This is a genomic window from Tessaracoccus flavescens (assembly GCF_001998865.1).
In the GTDB taxonomy this organism is placed as follows: Bacteria; Actinomycetota; Actinomycetes; order Propionibacteriales; family Propionibacteriaceae; genus Arachnia; species Arachnia flavescens.
Genome location: NZ_CP019607.1, coordinates 2,144,497 through 2,161,264, shown reverse-complemented (window position 1 = coordinate 2,161,264; position 16,768 = coordinate 2,144,497). Strand labels below are relative to the sequence as shown.

Below are 16,768 nucleotides of genomic sequence, written 5' to 3'. Positions count from 1 at the left end.
CGCATCGAGCGCGAGGCGATCACGGTCGGCCTGGACAGCCCGGTTCCTGCGACGAGGTCACGGGCCGTCGTCGCCCTGAGCGGAGAAGTTCGAAGACCTTTGCAAGGTGTGCAGGTCGCGTCGCAGCGGACATCAACGTCTCCCGTCAGTAATTAAGCAACGTGCTTAACTATTTGTGCGTGTAGGCGTCGGGCGCGAGTCAACGCCATTCCGGCATCTGGTCACCAGGCTCAGGCGCTCGCGCACTCCTGGTTGACGGTGTCGTCGGGAGATTTCGTCGGAGCCGGGCACAATGTCGTCATGCGACCGATGCTGGCCACACCGACGCCCACCCCTGGGGTGCCCCCGCAGGGCGCCGAATGGCTCCACGAGGTGAAGTGGGACGGGGTGCGCGCCCTCGCGGAGACCCGCGGCTCCACGCTGCATCTCTACAACCGCAACGAAGGCGAGATCACCGCCGCCTACCCCGAGATCGTCGCCGGAGCGGTCGGGCTTCCCGACGGGCTGCTGCTCGACGCCGAGATCATCGCGATCGACCCCGCCTCAGGGGTGCCGACCCTGCAGGGAATCGCCCCGCGCATCCACGTGCGCGACCCAGACCGCGCCCGGCGGCTCGCCTCGGAGCGCCCCGCGACCCTCGTCGTGTTCGACGTGATGCGCATCGACGGGCACGACATCACGCGCCTTCCGCTCTCCGAGCGACGGGCACTGCTTGAGCAGCTCGATCTCGACCGCCCAGCCTGGCAGCTGTCGGTCACCTACGACGATCCGGGCATCATCACAGAGCTGACCCGCGGGGCAGGCCTTGAGGGGGTGATGAGCAAGCGCCTCACGTCGACCTACCAACCGGGCGCGCGCAGCCCTGACTGGCTGAAGACGCCGCACCGCACGGAACTGGTCGCCGTGATCGGCGGCTGGGTCCCGGAGACCGGAGACCCCCGTCGGCTCGGCTCGGTGTGGGTCGGCCACGCGACGGACGAGGCGACCTTCGACACCGCTGCGGTGCTGTACCCGCTCGGCCGGGTCGGCTCGGGCCTGTCCCACTCGGAGCGCGACATGCTGCTCACGGTGCTGCGTGGCATCGAGATCGACGCCGCCCCGTTCGAGCCGTTCCCGACCGGCTCGGAGCTCAAGCGCACCAGCTGGGTGGAGCCGATGATCTGCGTCCAGGTCCGCTACCTGTCCATCTCCACCAGCGGTCTCATGCGCCAGCCGGTGCTGCGCGCCCTTCGTCCGGATGTCCGCCCCGTCGACGCGGCCACCGCGGCCCTGCTCACCCTCGGCAGTAGGCTCACGCCATGAGCGCAACGATCCCTCCCGAGCAGCCACAGGCCGATGACAAGGACTGGACCTGGGTGACCCAGCGCGCCTGCACCGAGTGCGGGTTCGACCCGGCGGCCGTGACGCCCGAGGCCTATCCCGAACAGATCACGACACTGAGCGAGCGCTTCCGGGTGGTCCTCGACCTGCCAGACGCCGAGGAGCGCCCCTCCCCGCAGGTCTGGTCTGCGATCGAGTACGGCCAGCATCTCGCCGATGTGTGCGAGGTCATGGCCCAGCGGCTCGACGCGATCCTCGAGGCCGACGGCCTTGCCGAGTTCGATTCGTGGGACGGCGAGGCCGCCTCGGTCGAGAGGGAGTACTGGCGCGCCTCGGCGAACTCCTTCGCCGCCCCCTCGGGCGATCAGTGGCAGCTGCGGGGCCGTCGCGGCGACGGGGTGGAGTTCACCGCGTCGACGCTTGGCCTCTATCTGCTGCACGAGTTGGCCCACCACACCCACGACGTGGGGGCCTGAACCTCACGGACGCGGCGTCTCGGCGACCTGGATGTCGAACTTGAACGCGTCACCGTCGACCTCCGTGAAGGTCATCGTGACGTCGTAGACCGGCTCGTTGGAACCGGCGTCGGTCAGGGCGCAGACATGCGTTCCGCCCGGGACGACCTCGACCGGCTCGGTTCCGCAGTCGATGTCGGGACGCTTGCCGACCTGCGCCTCGAGCGCCTCCTCCGCCTGGGTGGCGATCTCGTCCGGGTCGGCCTTGCCAGCCTCTTCGGGAGCGCTGGCGCTCTCCGTCGGCTCCGAGACAGCCTCGGAAGGCTAGGCGGTGACGTCCTCCGACGGCTCGGTGCTCGGCTCGGTGGACTCGACGGGTGCGCTCGAGGTCGTATCGCTCGACTCGGCGGTGGTCGGAGTCGAACTGTCGGCCCGCTCTGTGCGTCCGCTGTGCGACCACTGTGGTCAGCTTCTGGGTCTGCGGTTCCGCGGCGCTGATTGCGCGGTGTCGTAGGCTGTCCGGGTGAGCCAGCCCAAGCAGATCCAGACGCTGCCTCCCATCGAGGAACTGCATCGGAGCACGCCGCTCAGCACCCGCACCGGGGAGCCGCAGCGCCCGATCGTGGCCGTCGTCGCCGCCGTCGCAAGCTATGCCGCTGTGGCCGTCGTGATGGGCGTCTACGCGCTGCATTGGTGGCGGGCAGCCAACCCCGACAGTTACGCCACCTCGGCCAGGCTGATCGAATGGGTGGCACCCGAACCGGGCAAATGGCTGTCGCTCACGCTCGAGGGCGTGCTGGCGGCCGCATCGGTGCTGGCGGCCGGAGCCGTCGCCGTCGCAGGATTCCAGGCCTGGAACGGCTGGAAGTGGTCGCGCTGGGCGGGCCTGGTCGGCCTGCTGCTGATGGGCGGTTACGCCGCAATCACGACCGATCCCGCCTACATCGCGCTCGGTCTCTCGCTCGTCACGGCCGTCCTGGTCTGGCTGCCTCCGATGACCACGTACTTCCGTCGCTGGGCGCAGGTTCGCGCGGAACGTCCCGAGGCCTACCGACGCCCAGGGTGGATCTTCTACGGTCGGCTTCCCCGCTTCCGCTGAGCACCACGCCGCGCACGGCCCACTAAACTCCGCTGCATGGCAGGCAAAAACCCCCTCCTCGACGGCGCGCTGCGCGTTCTGCGCCAGGTGGCCAACCGGGCGCTCGACCGCGCGACCCGCCCAGAGTCGAAGCGCTCGGCCACCCGGCAGCGTCCGAAGCCCACGCAGTCGTCGTCTGGCTCCGGTCGCACCCGCTCCGCGCGTGACGAGGACACCCGTCGCAAAGACACCAGTCGCCCGAGCGCCGGCGGCTACCCCGGCGACTTCACGGGCACGCCCGTGATCGTCTACCAGCCGTCACACGACGACCGTCCCGACCCGGGCGAGGTCGTGTGGACCTGGGTTCCCTACGAGGAAGACCACCAGCAGGGGGAGGACCGCCCCGTCCTGCTGATCGCCCGCGACGGCTCCTGGCTGCTGGGGCTGCAGGTCACCTCGCAGGACCACGATCGCGACCGCGATCAGGAGGCCCGCGCCGGGCGGTACTGGATCGACATCGGAAGAGGCGCCTGGGACTCGCAGGGTCGGCCCAGCGAGGCGAGGGTCAACCGGATCATCCGGATCGACCCGGACACCGTGCGACGGATCGGCGCCATCCTCGAGGAGGAGATCTTCCGCGACGTCGCGCGTGAGGTCCTGCGCCACTACTGAGGAGGAACTTCATGGCCGTACGCCTGATCAGGGCCGAGGCGCTGTCCGACACCGCCGAGTACGCCTGCGCCGCGACCGCTCCGGCCGGCTCGCGGTTCATCTTCCTGGCCGGAGCCTGCCCACTCAATGCCGACGGCACCACCGCGGCCGTCGGGGATTACGCAGGCCAGGCGGCGTCCTGCCTCGACAACCTGGTCGGAGCGCTCGAGGCTGCCGGAGCGGGCCTCGAGGACGTGATCCACACCCGGGTGCTGGTCGTCTCCTCCCGCCAGGCCGACCTCGTCACGGCCTGGGAGGTCGTGCGAGGCAGGTTCGGCTCGCATGACGTCCCGAGCACCCTCTTCGGGGTGACTGTGCTCGGCTACGACGACCAGTTGGTCGAGATCGAGGCGGTCGCCGCCGTCGAGGGCTGACCGTCCGACCGACCGCGACGTGCTGCCGACCGGACGGCGCCTCTCACATGGCGGCCATGTGCCTGCCCGCGAGGTAGCCGAACACCGCGGCCGGACCGAGCGTCGCGCCCGGCCCCGGATAGGTGTTGCCCATCACCGAGGCCGAGTTGTTGCCTGCTGCGGAGAGGCCCTCGATCAAGGTCCCGTCGCCGCGGAGGGCGCGGCCCACTTCGTCGGTCAGCACCCCACCCTTCGTGCCGAGGTCGCCCGGGACGATCTGGATGGCCGTGAACGGCCCCTTCTCCAGCGGCCCGCGGTTCGGGTTCGGCCGCACGAGCGGATCGCTGTAGTACCGGTCGTAGGCGGAGTTGCCGCGGCCGAAGTCTTGGTCGACCCCAGAGCGCGCAAAGCCGTTGAACCGTTCGACGGTGCCCTGCAGCGTCGCCGGTTCCATGCCGAGCCTCCCGGCGAGTTCCTGGATCGTGTCGGCCGTGACCTGGATGCCCGCCTCGATCCGCGCCTTGTTCACCTTCGGGTCCAGCGCATAGGAGCGCAGGTAGCGGCGGCCGTGCCGCACGTCGCCGATCATCCAGTAGCGGCCGGGCACCCGCGTCGAGTGCTCGAGCATGTGGTGACCGAGGTCGACATACGACTCGGACTCGTTTGGCGAAACGCTCGCCGAGCGCATCGACGATGATGCTGTACGGCATGGCACGCTCGCTGACGAGGAACGCGGCAGCTCCACCGTTGACGGGCGGCACCGAGCCACCCCACCAGGCGTCGTCCATCAGTTCGGTCGCGGCGCCGATGTCTTCTGCGATGGAGATGGCGGAGCCCACGTTGCCCTTCGATCCGGACGAGGCGGTGCCGTCCACGCCCTGGTAGCGCTCGCGCCACTGCCGGTTGTGGTCGAAGCCGCCACCGCCGAGCACGACGCCGCGGGGTGGCGCGGATGGTCAGCGACCTTCCCTCGTGGTCGGTGCGCACCCCGACGACCCGCTCGCCGTCGACGACCAGTGCCGTCGCTGGGCTGGACAGCCAGATCTCGACGCCAAGCTTCGTGGCCACCTCGAGCAGAGACGCGGCGAGCGCGGCTCCCATGCCGACCGCCTTGCGGCCACGGGCGAGGCTCCCGATCGTGCGGAAGACGACCCGTGCGCCGCGGACGAAACCACCCGCGGTCGACCAGGCGCGCGACAGCAGCCAGAAGTCGTCGGTCTTGACCGGCGCAGGGACGCCGTCCTGGCCGCGCGCGGACTCCCACCACGGTCCGATCCGCTTCACGTCGAAGGGCTCGACCTCGAGCGCCCTTCCGATCTTGCCTCCTGGCCACTCCGGGTAGTAGTCGGGGTAATCGGCCGCCCTCGCGAAGCGGACGCCGTGCCGTTCGGCCAGGTCGACGAAACCGCTCACCCCGTCGACGAAGGCCTCCTTGCGCTCCCGCGAGGTCGCGCGTCCGACGTCACCGACGGTCTCGTCCAGATAGCGCAGCGCCTCCTCGCGCGAATCTCCGGCAGGGGGTGCTGTACCGCCACTTCCCCACCCGGCTCGAGCTCGCCTACGCCGTCTTCGACGAGAACTTCGCCGCACTGGAGGAGGCGGCCGCCACCCTCAAGGGGCCGGACGCCTTCGCCGGTTTGTGGCGGATGCTGATCGGCTACACGGTCGAGTCGACGGCGTTCGTCGACATGGTCATCGATGCCCGGGAAAAACTCCCGGACGATGTGGCGAGCGAACGGCTGACCCGGCTCATCGAGCGGCCCTTGCGGGAAGCGGCGGCGGCTGGGCTCGCCGATCCTTCGTGGACGACCGATGATCTGATCCTCGTGCTGCACATGGTCCACGGCGTGGTCACCGCGAACCCGGACCACCGGGAGGCGGCCACGGCGCGGGCCCTCGGCCTGATCGACCGGCGCCTCGTCGTCAGCTGAGCGACTCCGCATCGAGCAGCAGCGACTCGAGGACCGTCGTGTAGCGCCCGGGGTCGGTGAGGTTCACCATGTGGGTGCCGAACGGGAGCACGACGAGGCGTCCCCGCCGGGCGGCGCGGAGGAAGCGCCGCTCCTCGCCGCGGAACTGGTCGAGGTGGCCGTTGAGGAAGGTGACCGGCGCGTCGATACGTGCGACGTCGTCGAGGAGGTCGAAGCCTCCGACGGTGACAACCGTCGCGTCGACGGTTGCGAGGTCGGCCCTTCCCTTCCGCAGGAAGTGGGCGGCTGCCTCCTCCCCCATCGCCCGGCGCACGGCACCCTCGCCGCCGACCACGTCGACGAGTCCGATCACGCGACCGTAGGCCCGTGCCGACCTGACGGATGGCTGCGTGGTGCAGCCAGCCGCGACGACCGAGAGGAGACGGCGGTCGGTGAGGGCGGCGGCGTGGAGGGCGAACATGCCGCCGAGCGAGCATCCGACGAGGTGGACGGGCTCCCCCCAACCTGCGATCGCCTCGTCGATGGTGGCCAGCGCCGCCTCGACCGTGAATGCCTCGCCGCGACGGTCGCCGTGCCCCGGCAGGTCGGGTGCGACGCACCTCCAGCCACGGTCGCCCAGGATCCGCAGTTGTGGATCCCACATGCTCGACGACGTGCGGAGGCCATGGACGAACACGACGGGTGCTGGCATGTGCCAAGCCTAGGACCGGCCTTTCGCCATCGGTGAACGCGGGCTGGACACAGGGCCCGGCAATTCGTTGAACACCATCCCGGCTGCTTGAATATTGTCCGGCAGAACAGGAGCCGCACCATGATCACCGTGTCGGACCTCACGAAGGTCTACCTGCAGGGCAAGCGCCAGGTGCGCGCCCTCGACGGAGTCTCCCTCACCGTTCCCGCCGGTTCGATCCACGGGATCATCGGCCACTCGGGAGCTGGCAAATCGACCCTCGTGCGCTGCCTCACCATGCTGGACCGGCCCACCTCGGGCACCGTGGAGATCAACGGCGTCGACCTGACCGCCGCCCGTTCCGATGCGCTGCGTACCGCACGCCGACGGATCGGTCTCGTCTTCCAGCAGGCCAACCTCTTCGACTCGCGCACCATCGCGGCAAACGTCGCCTACCCCCTGGAGATCATCGGCGCGGACAAGGCACGCACGAAGGCGAAGGTGGACGAACTGCTCGGGCTGGTCGGCCTCACCGACGCCGGGCAGGCATATCCGTCGCAGCTCTCGGGCGGCATGCGGCAGCGGGTCGGCATCGCCCGCGCGCTCGCTACCGATCCGGACGTGCTCCTGTTCGACGAGCCGACCTCGGCGCTCGATCCCCGCACCACCGACGAGATCCTCGACCTGATCCAGTCCCTGCGCACGCACGCCGAGCTTGCCGTGCTCGTGATCACGCACGAGATGCACGTCGTCAAGCGCATCTGCGACTCGGTCTCGCTGCTCGAGGGCGGCCGGATCGTCGAGTCGGGCGCCCTGACCGACGTGGTGAACCGCCTGGACGGCCGGCTGAGCCAGGCGCTGCTCGGCATCCCGCCCCACGCCGATCTAGGAGGCGACGGAACGCAGGTCGATGTGTTGTCCTCCGGTCCGAAGGCACTGCAGCCGGTCGTGGCGCACGTGTCGAACGCCGTCGGAGCGGAGATCGCGATCCTCGCCGGAAGCGTCGAACACCTCGCGGGCACCACGTTCTCGCACCTGCGGCTCTCCGTCCCGGACGGAGTGGATCCGCAGCGCGTGATCGACGAGCTGCGCGCCCTCGGGGCCGACGCGGCCCTGACCGACTCGCTCTCCCAGGTGGAGGACCTCGCATGATCCCGCTCGAGAACACCTGGTTCGCCAACCCAGCCATCCAGAAGGCGCTGCTCCCGGCGCTCGGCGAGACGCTGCAGATGGTGGGCATCTCCGCCCTCGTCACGCTTGTCATCGGGCTCCCGCTCGGAGTGCTGCTCTACATCACGCGCCCGGGCGCGATGAGCGCCAACCGGCCGCTGAACTTCATCCTGTCGAGCGTCGTGGTCAACATCACGCGCTCGATCCCCTACGCCGTGCTGATGCTTGCCCTGATCCCGTTCACGCGCTGGCTGGTCGGCACCTCGCTCGGCCCGATCGCGGCCTCGGTCTCGCTGGCGATCGCCTCGATCCCGTTCTTCGCGCGCCTCGTCGAGACGTCGCTGCGCGAGGTCCATTCAGGCAAGCTCGACGCGGCCCACGCGATGGGCTCGACGAAGCTGCAGTCCATCACGAAGGTGCTGATCCCCGAGGCGATGCCCTCGCTTGTCGCCTCCTTCACGACGACGGTCGTGACGCTGGTCGGCTACTCGGCGATGGCCGGCCTGATCGGCGGCGGCGGCCTCGGCCGGCTCGCCTACAACTACGGCTTCCAGCGCTACCAGATCGACGTGATGATCATGACGGTCGTGCTGCTTGTCGTCCTCGTCCAGCTGATCCAGTGGATCGGCGACGCAGTGTCCAAGGCGATCGACCATCGCTGAGCCCCACCTACTTCCCGCCTCGGCGGGACGGCCACAAGGCCACCCAGGCGGCCAACTTGTTGTTGGCCCAGAGCAAGGAGGAAACCCTATGCGAAAGATTCTGACTGCAGTCGCTGCCTCGTTGGCAGCCACCATGGCCCTGACCGCCTGCGGTTCGGGTGACGCCACGCCGTCGTCCGCCCCCGGCGACGGCTCGGCCCCCGCCTCCGGCGGCACCACAAAGCTGGTCGTCGGCGCGAGCCCCGTTCCGCACGCCAAGATCCTCGAGTTCGTGCGCGACAACCTCGCCGCCGACGCGGGACTGGAGATCGAGATCCAGGAGTTCGACGACTACGTGCTGCCGAACGAGGCGCTCGCGAACGAGGAACTCGACGCGAACTACTTCCAGCACCTTCCCTACCTGGAGAACCAGATCGCGGAGAAGGGCTACGAGTTCTCGCACGGTGAGGGCATCCACATCGAGCCCTTCGCGCTGTTCTCGAACGAGTTCGACTCCGCCGACGCCATCCCCGAGGGCGGCGTCGTCGCGATCACCAACGATCCGTCGAACCAGTACCGCGGCCTGAAGCTGCTCGAAGAGAACGGCCTGCTCAACGACATCGCGGAGGACACCACCGTGCTGACGCTGACCGATGAGCAGAACCCGAAGAAGCTCACCTTCGAGGAGTCGCAGCCCGAGGTCGTCGTCCAGCAGCTCGAGGATCCGAAGGTGGCGGCCGCGTTGATCAACGGCAACTTCATCCTCAATGCAGGCCTGAAGGCCGAGGACGCGATCGCCATCGAGAAGGTCGAGGGCAACCCCTACGCCAACATGCTCGTGTGGCGCACCGCGGACGACGGCAACGCCTCGATCAAGAAGCTCGATGAACTCCTGCACTCCGACGAGGTCGCCGAGTTCATCAAGACGGAGTGGCCCTCGGGCGACGTGATCCCCGGCTGATCCGACACCCTAGGTCCGGAAGGGGCCGTCACGCATCGGCGTGGCGGCCCTTTTTCGTGTCCGAAAGTAGGTTCTCTACGCACTTCACCGGGTTTAGAGTCGAGGCGAACCGACACCCCTGGGGGAAGCATGCGAATCTCACGGATCATCACCGGCGCCTTCTCGACCCTTGCCCTGCTCGTGGGCATGGGCGTCACGGCGCCGGCCGCCAATGCGGAGATCAACGTCTACACCACACCCGGCGAGCACACGATCAACGGCCGCCAGTGGCGCACCTGGTGCGAGCCGTACTCGCGCACCGCGCGCTGCACGACGCAGATCAAGGTCGCGGGCGTGTGGACCTTCAACAACCTCACCTACCTCCCGTCGCCGAGGACCCTGTGGAAGGGCAACCCGCTGGCGACCCCCGGCTACCACACGGTCGCCGGGCGAAAGTGGTTCACCGAGTGCGACACCGCACGCACCGGCCGCAACGGCTGCCGCTCGTACATCGACTCGACGGGGCGCGGCAACTACGTCTTCAACAACCTGGTCCAGTTCGGCGCCATCCGCTCCGACCTGAAGTCGCTGTACAGGTACCGCCCGCCGGCGGATCCGAAGCCGACTCCCCCGCCGTCGGGCAGCTACTCGATCACCCGCGGGCCGAACACCTCGAACCGCGCGATCCTCACCTTCGACGACTGCCCGAAGTCGCTGAGTTCCTTCAAGACGACGGTCAAGGCGTTCGCCGACATGGGGATCAGCGTCGCCCTGTTCCCGACGGGTGACTGCATCACCGCCGGCCGCTTCGACGCGTCGTACGCCAGGTCGCTCGGCCACTACGTGTTCAACCACTCAGTCAGCCACCCACAGCTCACCGACCTGAGCAAGTCGGCCGTGATCCGTCAGCTCGGCTCGCCCGGTGTGGTGACGACCTACGGTCGCCCGCCCTACGGCGCCTACAACTCGACCGTGCGCGAGGCCTACGCGGCCGTCGGCATGCGGATCTGGACGTGGACCGTCGACACCAACGACTGGCGGGGCAAGTCGAGCTCGCAGCTGGTCAGCTACGTGGTCAACAACGTCAAGGGCGGCGACACCGTCCTGATGCACATGCAGTGGAACGGCTTCAACGCCTCGGCAGTGCGGCAGATGAAGGACGGCCTCGCCAACAAGGGGGTCGGCCTGTGCCGCAACAACGGCGCGACCGCGGTCAAGCCCGCGGGAGTGACCTGCTGAGCCTTCCCTTGCGCTGATCCCCGGCGGCGGGGCGACCGATCGGGTCGCCCCGCCGTCGCGCGTCGATCGGCCTGAGTGCCTGTGGAGACTTGAGCACAATTCCTGGTTCGTTGCGCCTTGCAACCCCTTCACCCGGCGTGTCGCGCAACGAGTCCCGATAAGTGCTCAAGGTTGTGCACAGCCACGTGGGCATCTGCCCAGGTTCGGAGCCGGAGGCGGAACCGCAGACATCGCTGGCTAGGGTGAAATGGTGAGCACAAAGGCAGTCCTGTTCGACCTCGACGGCACCCTCGCCGACACCGTCCCTCTCATCTCGGAGCACATCGCGGCGACGATCACCTCCTTCGGCGTTGCGGTGGAGCCGATCTCCGTGGTGCCCTACATCGGGCGGCCGCTCGAGTTCGCGCTGGCCGAGCTGAGTGGCTTCGGCGCCGTCGACGAGCGGATCGGCCACATGGTCACGGGTTATCACGAGAGTTGGCGCAGGGCGATCAACGAGCAGGGCGACGAACTGCTCCTGCCCGGGGTCCACTGTATGCTGACGGCGCTGCGGGAGGACGGCTGGCGGATCGCCGTGGTGACCGCGAAGACCACCCCCGAGGCGGTGCACCTGCTCGAGCGGATCGGCATCCGCGACGTCGTCGAGGTGGTGGTGGGCAACGACCAGGTGGCAAATGGCAAGCCGGCCCCGGACTCCGTCCTGCTCGGTCTGCGGCTGCTCGACGCCCCGCTGGAGGGGGCCTGGTACGTCGGTGATGCGGCCTCGGACATGGAGATGGCGATGGCCGCTGGCACCCGCGCCATGGGGATCACGACGGGCGCCTCGCCCCGCGAGGCCCTGCTGGCGGCCGGGGCAGAGATCGTCGTCGACTCCGCAGACGAGGTCACCGCCCGTCTCGTGGGCCCGACGATCTGAGCCATCCCAGGCGGCACCGAGATGCACGCGGCACGTCGGGCAGTCTTGAAGGGCGACGGCTTGGAACTGTCGCGCCGCGTCCAGGGCCAGGTGGTCGGATCGCCTCCCGGCGGGTCTCCTTGCGCCGGGTCGTCGCGTCAACGCACGGACGCCCAGATCTGGACCCGTTCACCCGCAGGACACCTTGACGCGGTATGCATGGGCGCATGACCCAGAACATGTCGTTGCGCGAGTACATCGACCACCTCAAGGACGAGGGGTATCACGTCGAGGGCGCGGAGGGGGTCGACCCGGAGCTGATCGCTCCCGACGGCAAGGCGGTCCACACGTGGCTGGACGGCGGGTACCCGTACGACGAGCTGATGGACCGGGCGCAGTATGAACGCGAGAAGTACCTGCTCCAGGTCGAGCTGCTGAAGTTCCAGTACTGGTCCCAGGACACCGGCGCCAAGCACGTGCTCGTCTTCGAGGGACGCGACGCCGCAGGCAAGGGCAGCACGATCAAGCGGTTCAACGAGCATCTGAACCCGCGGGCCGCCCGAGTCGTGGCGCTGTCTGCCCCCTCGAACACCGAGCGGGGCCAGTGGTACTTCCAGCGCTACGTCGAGCACCTGCCCACCTCCGGCGAGATGGTGCTGTTCGACCGCTCCTGGTACAACCGGGCAGGCGTCGAGCGGGTGATGGGCTTCTGCACCGACGAGGAGTACGAGACGTTCATGGTCCAGGCGCCGCAGTTCGAGCGGATGCTCGTGGACTCGGGGATCAGCCTGACGAAGTTCTGGTTCTCGGTGACCCAGGACGAGCAGCGCACCCGGTTCGCGCTCCGCCAGCTCGACCCGGTCCGCAGATGGAAACTCTCCCCCATGGACCTCGAGAGCCTCGACCGCTGGGACGCCTACACCGAGGCGAAGGAGCAGATGCTGCTGCGCACCGACAAGAAGTACGCCCCGTGGACGACGGTGAAGTCGAACGACAAGAAGCGGGCCCGGATCAACGCGATGCGCTCCTTCCTGTACCAGTTCGACTACGAGGGACGCGACGACTCGGTCGTCTACGCGCCCGATCCGTTGATCGTGCGGCGCGCGAAGCACACCTCCGGCGACTGACGAGGCGACCCGGCCGCTAGTAGGTGTGGCTGCGCCTGGCGGGCCGGGTCAGCCGGTCGGTCATGGTCGCCAGACCGGCACCGAGCAGGGCAAGCACGAGGTCGAGCGGCACGAAGGTCGAGCCGAGGAGATACCTCGACGGTTCCCAACGGTCGGCGAGGAAGGCCGGCAGGCCGGTGGCCTGGAGCACCTCGATCAGAATGCCGACGGCGCCCGTCCAGAACGCGAGCGCGACCGCCGACGCCTTCGGGGCGAACAGGGCGAGGACGAGGTAGATCAGCACCGCGTAGAGCAGTGCACCCGCGAAGTCACCCGCGAACGCGGGCAGCTTCCGGCCGAGCAGGCCGGCGACCACGACGAGCGGGATCAGCGCGAGGATGCGGAGTCGGGAACGCGGTGCCATGTCTCGAATCTAGGCGCCGAGGCTGAAGATCGCGTCTCCCCTTGGTCTCACCCCGGTGCTCCACGGTCGCGGATTGCGGGATCGGCCGACCGCCCGGGGTCCGGGAATCAGCCGGCGGCGCGCGCGATCAGGGTGAAGGAGGCAGGCAGCCGCTCGGGGCGGTCCTTGAGCCGGAACTCGCCAGTCTCGTCCTGGATCATCATCCCGGGGAGGGCCTCCCACGGAACGCTGTCGTGTTCGACCAGGAGTTCGAGGCTCAGCCCGGCGTCGAGGACCGCCATCACGATCTGCGAGATGGCGTGGTTCCACTCGACGGACTCGGGCGAGGTCACCTTCTCGGTCCCCGCGTAGCTCACGGCGTCGTTCCAGACCATCGGCTCCGGCTGCTCCCAGTAGGGCAGCTCCAGCGCGGGAGTCAGCGCGCCGACGCCGGTGAGCCATTCCTGCTGGTCGGAATCGGGCTGCACCTCGCCGACGGTGACGGGCAGCAGCGAGTTGAGGACGGGATGCCCGTCACGGACGAAGAGCCGGCCTCCCGGGCGGAGCAGTTCGGCGACCGTCTTCGCCCACAGCCTGATGTCCGGCAGCCAGCAGAGCGCGCCGATGCCGGTGTAGACGAGGTCGAAACGCTGACCGCCGAGGGCCTCGGGAGCGTTGTAGACGTCTGACTCGAAGTAGTCGACCCCGATGCCGGCCCGCTCGGCGATCCTGCGTGCCTGATGCAGCGACCCGGGCGACAGGTCGACTCCGGTCATCTTCGCCCCGAGCCGCGCAAGGCTGATCGTGTCGGTACCGATGTGGCACTGGAGATGGACTCCGTCGAGGCCCGTGAGGTCTCCGAGCAGCGGCTGGTCGAAGCGGACGACTCCGGAGATCCACTCGGGATCGACGACCTCATCGACGGCGTAGCCGCCGGGCCCGACGTGGACCTCGGCCCGCGCATCCCAGTTGGCCCGGTTGACGTCAAGGTAGTCACTCATGCCCGACAGCCTATTGGGACGGCGCGCCCCAGGGCACCGGCGGGCGCACGCGGATCACCCGATCGCAGGCTCAGCGCCCTTGATGCCGAGTCCGCGCCGCCCAACGGGCCGCGCGACGTCGGCGTCGCGCGCCGGTCTCGGTGGCCTCGCCGTGGGTCGTGACGATGTCGTTGGAGGCGGCCCAGGCGTCGATGTCCTCGCGCTGGATCGCAGCGGCCTCTCGCGGACGAAACGAGTCCGGAGAAGTGCTCATGACGCGCGCTACAGCCTGCGCTGGAAGGCGGCCTCGACCAGGACCTGGCGGAAGCCGAGCGCCTCGTTCACGTCGAGCATGTAACGGTTCTCCTCGGCGTTCCAGGTGAGGATCGACGTGGCGTCGGGGGCCGCCCGGTGCACCTGGATCAGGTTGGCTGCCTTCACGAGCATGCCGAGCCTGCGTCCACGGTGCTCCGGGAGGACGATGGTGTCCCACTGCTCGAGGAACGCGTCCGGGTTGGTCCGGTTGCGCAGGATCTCGCTCAGCGCGACGAACTGTCCGGACGGGACGTGGCGGACGACGGCGCGCCAGAACCAGTTGGTGACCAGCAGCCGCTCGTCGCGCTTGTTGAGCCGCTCCGCGTCCCACTTCTGCTCGACGACCTCCATCCCGCCCGACGGCGGATCGGTGATCATCCGTTCGCGCATGACGGCGAGGTCTCCGACGATGTCTGCGGGGGCGAAGCCCTCGAAGGTCAGCAGTTCGTAGTCGGAGTTGTCTGCGCGCCGCGCCTGCGTCATGGCCTCCATCGGGTCGACGAGCGGGGCGTCGAAGTCGTAGCGGCTCACCCGCTCCACCTGCTCGAGCGTGAAGCCGTTGACGACGGCGAAGCGGATGCCAGGGTCGTCGGCGGGCACCGACCCGACGCCCGAGGCGGGCACGAGGCGCCGCTCCCCTTCGGGATGCACCATGGCCCAGGCGGTGAGCTTGGTGAGGCCCGCCTCAGCGATGATCTCCCTCATCCGCCCGGCGAGCGCCGAACCGATGCCGCGCCGACGGTGCGCGGGCAGGACATAGGCGTAGACGCTGCCACTGGTGGGCTCATCGACGAGCTCGATGCGCAGGCTGGCGTAGCCGACGGGGGTGCCGTCGGCATACGCGATCAGGCGTTCCAGGCGCGTCTCGGTCACTCGCCTCGCGGTCTCCCAGGCCGATTCGGGGCTGACGCTGAGCCCGGGGCCGCCAACCAGCTCGTGGTCGAGCGTGCGGGCCAGTTCCTGGTAGTCGAGCCACACCCGGTCGTCGTGGCGTTCAGGCAGGGGGAAATGGATGATCTCGAGCATGCTGGTTCCTTGGAGGGTGTGTCTGGGCGTGGACGAGCGGGTCGCCGTCGGTGGCGACGCTCCGGCTGGCCAGTGGCTCTACCTCATCATGGTGAAAACCCTGTCACACGCAGGGGGCGCTGACAACCGATCCGACGATCCCGATCCGGGTCACGGCAGACGATTTCCCGACCTGGGAGTGGGACTCGACCCACCGCCCGGCTCTCCATCGAGCGCAGGCTCGACGGTGGGCGGCACGAGAGCCCGGAGCACCCGAGCCGACCGCCGGCAGGACGCGAGGCGGCCCGCTACTGCGTCGGCTTCGCCTTGGCCGCGGCGTCGATCTCCTCGCGCTGTTCGGACACGCGGTCCTCGACCCTGCTGAACAGGAACGAGGCGATCGTGCCGACGACAAGCATGGCAAGGGCGAACGCGATCGCCCCACCCAGGCTGAGCCCGGAGGCGGCGAGCCCCTGCTCGGTGAACGCGGGGAACACGACGGTCGGGAAGATCGCGATCGACGAGCCGACCACCATGCCGAGGATGAGGTGGTACATCTGCGAGTGGTACTTGCGGAACGCCCACTCCGCGGCCTTGGCGAGCAGCAGGACGCAGGCGATCAGTCCGAGCGCCAGCGGGATGATCACTGACATGTCGAAGTTCTTGATGCCGCTTGCCATCTTGTCGTAGAGGCCGAAGTAGATCAGGAAGTTCGATGGGCTCAGGCCCGGCACGATCAGGCCGAGGCCGATCAGCGCCCCGGAGCCGAACCAGACGGGGATGTTCGGCTCGACCTGCAGCCAGGTGCTCTCGCCACCCAGGTACATCAGCGCGAAGATGGCGACGGCGGCGATGGCCATGATCACCCAGTCCAGCGTGCTGCGCCCATGCTTGCCCGCCTGCCGGAACAGCGAGGGGAAGGTGCCGATCACGAAGCCGATGAACAGGCAGATGAACTGTGCCGCGTACCTACCGAACGCCGCCTCGACCACGACGGAGAACAACACGATGCCTGCGCCAACGCCGATGCCGACGGGGATGAAGAAGAGCACGTTCTGCACGAAGTTGCGACGCAGGTTCGCCAGGAACCGGATCAGCGGGTCGTACAGCTTGAAGATGACGGCGAGCACTCCGCCCGAGAGGCCGGGAAGGATCGCGCCGACGCCTACAGCGATGCCCTTGAGCAGCCGCGCGAACCAGCGTCCGACCGAATCGGGTCGGGTGACGTCGGTCTCAATGTCCTCAGCGGGGGCTGTCGGCTCGGCCATGCGGTGCTCGTCTCGTTCGTTGGTCAACCGGGACCACCCTACGCAGCCGGGCACCTCACCTCCAAGGTGACGGCACGGTCGAAGACCACGGTCTGATCGTCGGGCATCCCTCGGCTCGGGCACCTATCGCGACCCGACCCCTCTGCGGAGGCCGTCCCCGGCCGTCGGTCGGAGCCGCGGCCGGGCGCACCCAACCGCCCAAGAGCTTCACCTGCCCAACCGCCGATGGCCGTCTCCAGCCGGGCTGCTCCCCCATTCGTCCCGGGCCGTCATGACGGGCTTCGCTGC

General features: G+C 68.7%; 21 protein-coding genes. 13 read left to right on the top strand and 8 right to left on the bottom strand.

All coding sequences use genetic code 11. From position 1 onward, the window contains the following. Positions 1–300: 300 nt before the first annotated feature. The 6 genes from BW733_RS10295 (at position 301) to BW733_RS10265 (ending at position 3,938) form a co-directional block, all read left to right on the top strand. Positions 301–1,302, top strand: a complete 1,002-nt coding sequence (locus BW733_RS10295) for an ATP-dependent DNA ligase (RefSeq protein ID WP_077350253.1) — start codon at positions 301–303, stop codon at positions 1,300–1,302. Continuing rightward, positions 1,299–1,796 carry a DinB family protein gene (locus BW733_RS10290; RefSeq protein ID WP_077350251.1) on the top strand — a complete coding sequence of 166 codons (498 nt, stop codon included), beginning with the start codon at positions 1,299–1,301 and terminating at the stop codon, positions 1,794–1,796. Before BW733_RS10295 ends, BW733_RS10290 begins: the two co-directional genes overlap by 4 nt. 310 nt (positions 1,797–2,106) lie before the next feature. Beyond that, the gene (locus tag BW733_RS10280; protein ID WP_077350249.1) at positions 2,107–2,289 is read left to right on the top strand and encodes a hypothetical protein; all 183 of its coding nucleotides are present in this window, start codon (positions 2,107–2,109) and stop codon (positions 2,287–2,289) included. Between the two features lie 9 nt (positions 2,290–2,298). After that, entirely contained in the window at positions 2,299–2,874 is a 576-nt protein-coding gene (locus BW733_RS10275; protein WP_077350247.1) for a hypothetical protein, read from the top strand. Positions 2,875–2,910: 36 nt separating this feature from the next. Further along, positions 2,911–3,525 carry a type II toxin-antitoxin system PemK/MazF family toxin gene (locus BW733_RS10270; protein WP_077350245.1) on the top strand — a complete coding sequence of 205 codons (615 nt, stop codon included), beginning with the start codon at positions 2,911–2,913 and terminating at the stop codon, positions 3,523–3,525. A gap of 11 nt (positions 3,526–3,536) precedes the next feature. Next, a complete protein-coding gene (locus BW733_RS10265; RefSeq protein WP_077350243.1) occupies positions 3,537–3,938 on the top strand; it encodes a RidA family protein in 402 nt (133 codons plus the stop codon). A gap of 43 nt (positions 3,939–3,981) precedes the next feature. On the opposite strand, the gene BW733_RS19000 is transcribed toward BW733_RS10265, so the two are convergent. Together BW733_RS19000 and BW733_RS10260 are read right to left on the bottom strand one after the other, a co-directional pair. Further along, complete coding sequence (locus BW733_RS19000) at positions 3,982–4,605, bottom strand: FAD-binding protein (RefSeq protein ID WP_237268155.1); 624 nt, start codon at positions 4,603–4,605, stop codon at positions 3,982–3,984. Next, on the bottom strand, positions 4,503–5,507 hold the full coding sequence (locus BW733_RS10260; RefSeq protein WP_202970171.1) for an FAD-binding protein: 1,005 nt from the start codon (positions 5,505–5,507) through the stop codon (positions 4,503–4,505). Before BW733_RS10260 ends, BW733_RS19000 begins: the two co-directional genes overlap by 103 nt. Between BW733_RS10260 and BW733_RS10255 the strand changes: the two genes are divergently transcribed. After that, positions 5,438–5,848 (top strand): hypothetical protein, encoded by a 411-nt coding sequence (locus BW733_RS10255; RefSeq protein WP_077350241.1) that lies wholly within the window; start codon positions 5,438–5,440, stop codon positions 5,846–5,848. The two genes, BW733_RS10260 and BW733_RS10255, sit on opposite strands and share 70 nt — an antisense overlap. On the opposite strand, the gene BW733_RS10250 is transcribed toward BW733_RS10255, so the two are convergent. Further along, entirely contained in the window at positions 5,841–6,539 is a 699-nt protein-coding gene (locus BW733_RS10250) for an alpha/beta fold hydrolase (RefSeq protein WP_077350239.1), read from the bottom strand. The two genes, BW733_RS10255 and BW733_RS10250, sit on opposite strands and share 8 nt — an antisense overlap. Before the next feature lie 120 nt (positions 6,540–6,659). Here BW733_RS10250 and BW733_RS10245 point away from each other — a divergent pair, with 120 nt between their 5' ends. The 6 genes from BW733_RS10245 to ppk2 all read left to right on the top strand — a co-directional run bounded on the left by BW733_RS10245 (position 6,660) and on the right by ppk2 (position 12,530). Next, entirely contained in the window at positions 6,660–7,670 is a 1,011-nt protein-coding gene (locus BW733_RS10245; RefSeq protein ID WP_077350237.1) for a methionine ABC transporter ATP-binding protein, read from the top strand. Then, positions 7,667–8,350, top strand: a complete 684-nt coding sequence (locus tag BW733_RS10240) for a methionine ABC transporter permease (RefSeq protein WP_077350235.1) — start codon at positions 7,667–7,669, stop codon at positions 8,348–8,350. The genes BW733_RS10245 and BW733_RS10240 overlap by 4 nt, the downstream gene beginning before the upstream one ends. 88 nt (positions 8,351–8,438) lie before the next feature. Further along, positions 8,439–9,290, top strand: coding sequence for a MetQ/NlpA family ABC transporter substrate-binding protein (locus BW733_RS10235; RefSeq protein ID WP_077350232.1), 852 nt, complete (start codon positions 8,439–8,441; stop codon positions 9,288–9,290). A gap of 129 nt (positions 9,291–9,419) precedes the next feature. Next, the gene (locus tag BW733_RS10230; RefSeq protein ID WP_077350230.1) at positions 9,420–10,508 is read left to right on the top strand and encodes a polysaccharide deacetylase family protein; all 1,089 of its coding nucleotides are present in this window, start codon (positions 9,420–9,422) and stop codon (positions 10,506–10,508) included. Between the two features lie 250 nt (positions 10,509–10,758). Then, entirely contained in the window at positions 10,759–11,424 is a 666-nt protein-coding gene (locus BW733_RS10225; RefSeq protein WP_161490205.1) for an HAD family hydrolase, read from the top strand. A 206-nt stretch (positions 11,425–11,630) separates the two neighbouring features. Next, the gene (ppk2, locus tag BW733_RS10220; protein ID WP_077350226.1) at positions 11,631–12,530 is read left to right on the top strand and encodes a polyphosphate kinase 2; all 900 of its coding nucleotides are present in this window, start codon (positions 11,631–11,633) and stop codon (positions 12,528–12,530) included. 16 nt (positions 12,531–12,546) lie between these two features. Here the strand turns inward: ppk2 and BW733_RS10215 are convergent, their stop codons facing one another. From BW733_RS10215 to BW733_RS10195, 5 genes are all read right to left on the bottom strand, one after another. Next, complete coding sequence (locus tag BW733_RS10215; RefSeq protein ID WP_077350224.1) at positions 12,547–12,933, bottom strand: ribosomal maturation YjgA family protein; 387 nt, start codon at positions 12,931–12,933, stop codon at positions 12,547–12,549. Positions 12,934–13,040: 107 nt separating this feature from the next. Next, positions 13,041–13,913 carry a class I SAM-dependent methyltransferase gene (locus BW733_RS10210; RefSeq protein ID WP_077350222.1) on the bottom strand — a complete coding sequence of 291 codons (873 nt, stop codon included), beginning with the start codon at positions 13,911–13,913 and terminating at the stop codon, positions 13,041–13,043. A 70-nt stretch (positions 13,914–13,983) separates the two neighbouring features. Continuing rightward, positions 13,984–14,166: a hypothetical protein gene (locus tag BW733_RS10205; RefSeq protein WP_077350220.1), complete on the bottom strand. Its 183-nt coding sequence runs from the start codon at positions 14,164–14,166 to the stop codon at positions 13,984–13,986. Positions 14,167–14,174: 8 nt separating this feature from the next. After that, positions 14,175–15,233 (bottom strand): GNAT family N-acetyltransferase, encoded by a 1,059-nt coding sequence (locus BW733_RS10200; protein WP_077350218.1) that lies wholly within the window; start codon positions 15,231–15,233, stop codon positions 14,175–14,177. Positions 15,234–15,520: 287 nt separating this feature from the next. Beyond that, positions 15,521–16,507 carry a DUF368 domain-containing protein gene (locus BW733_RS10195; RefSeq protein ID WP_237268154.1) on the bottom strand — a complete coding sequence of 329 codons (987 nt, stop codon included), beginning with the start codon at positions 16,505–16,507 and terminating at the stop codon, positions 15,521–15,523. Between the last annotated feature and the right edge of the window lie 261 nt (positions 16,508–16,768).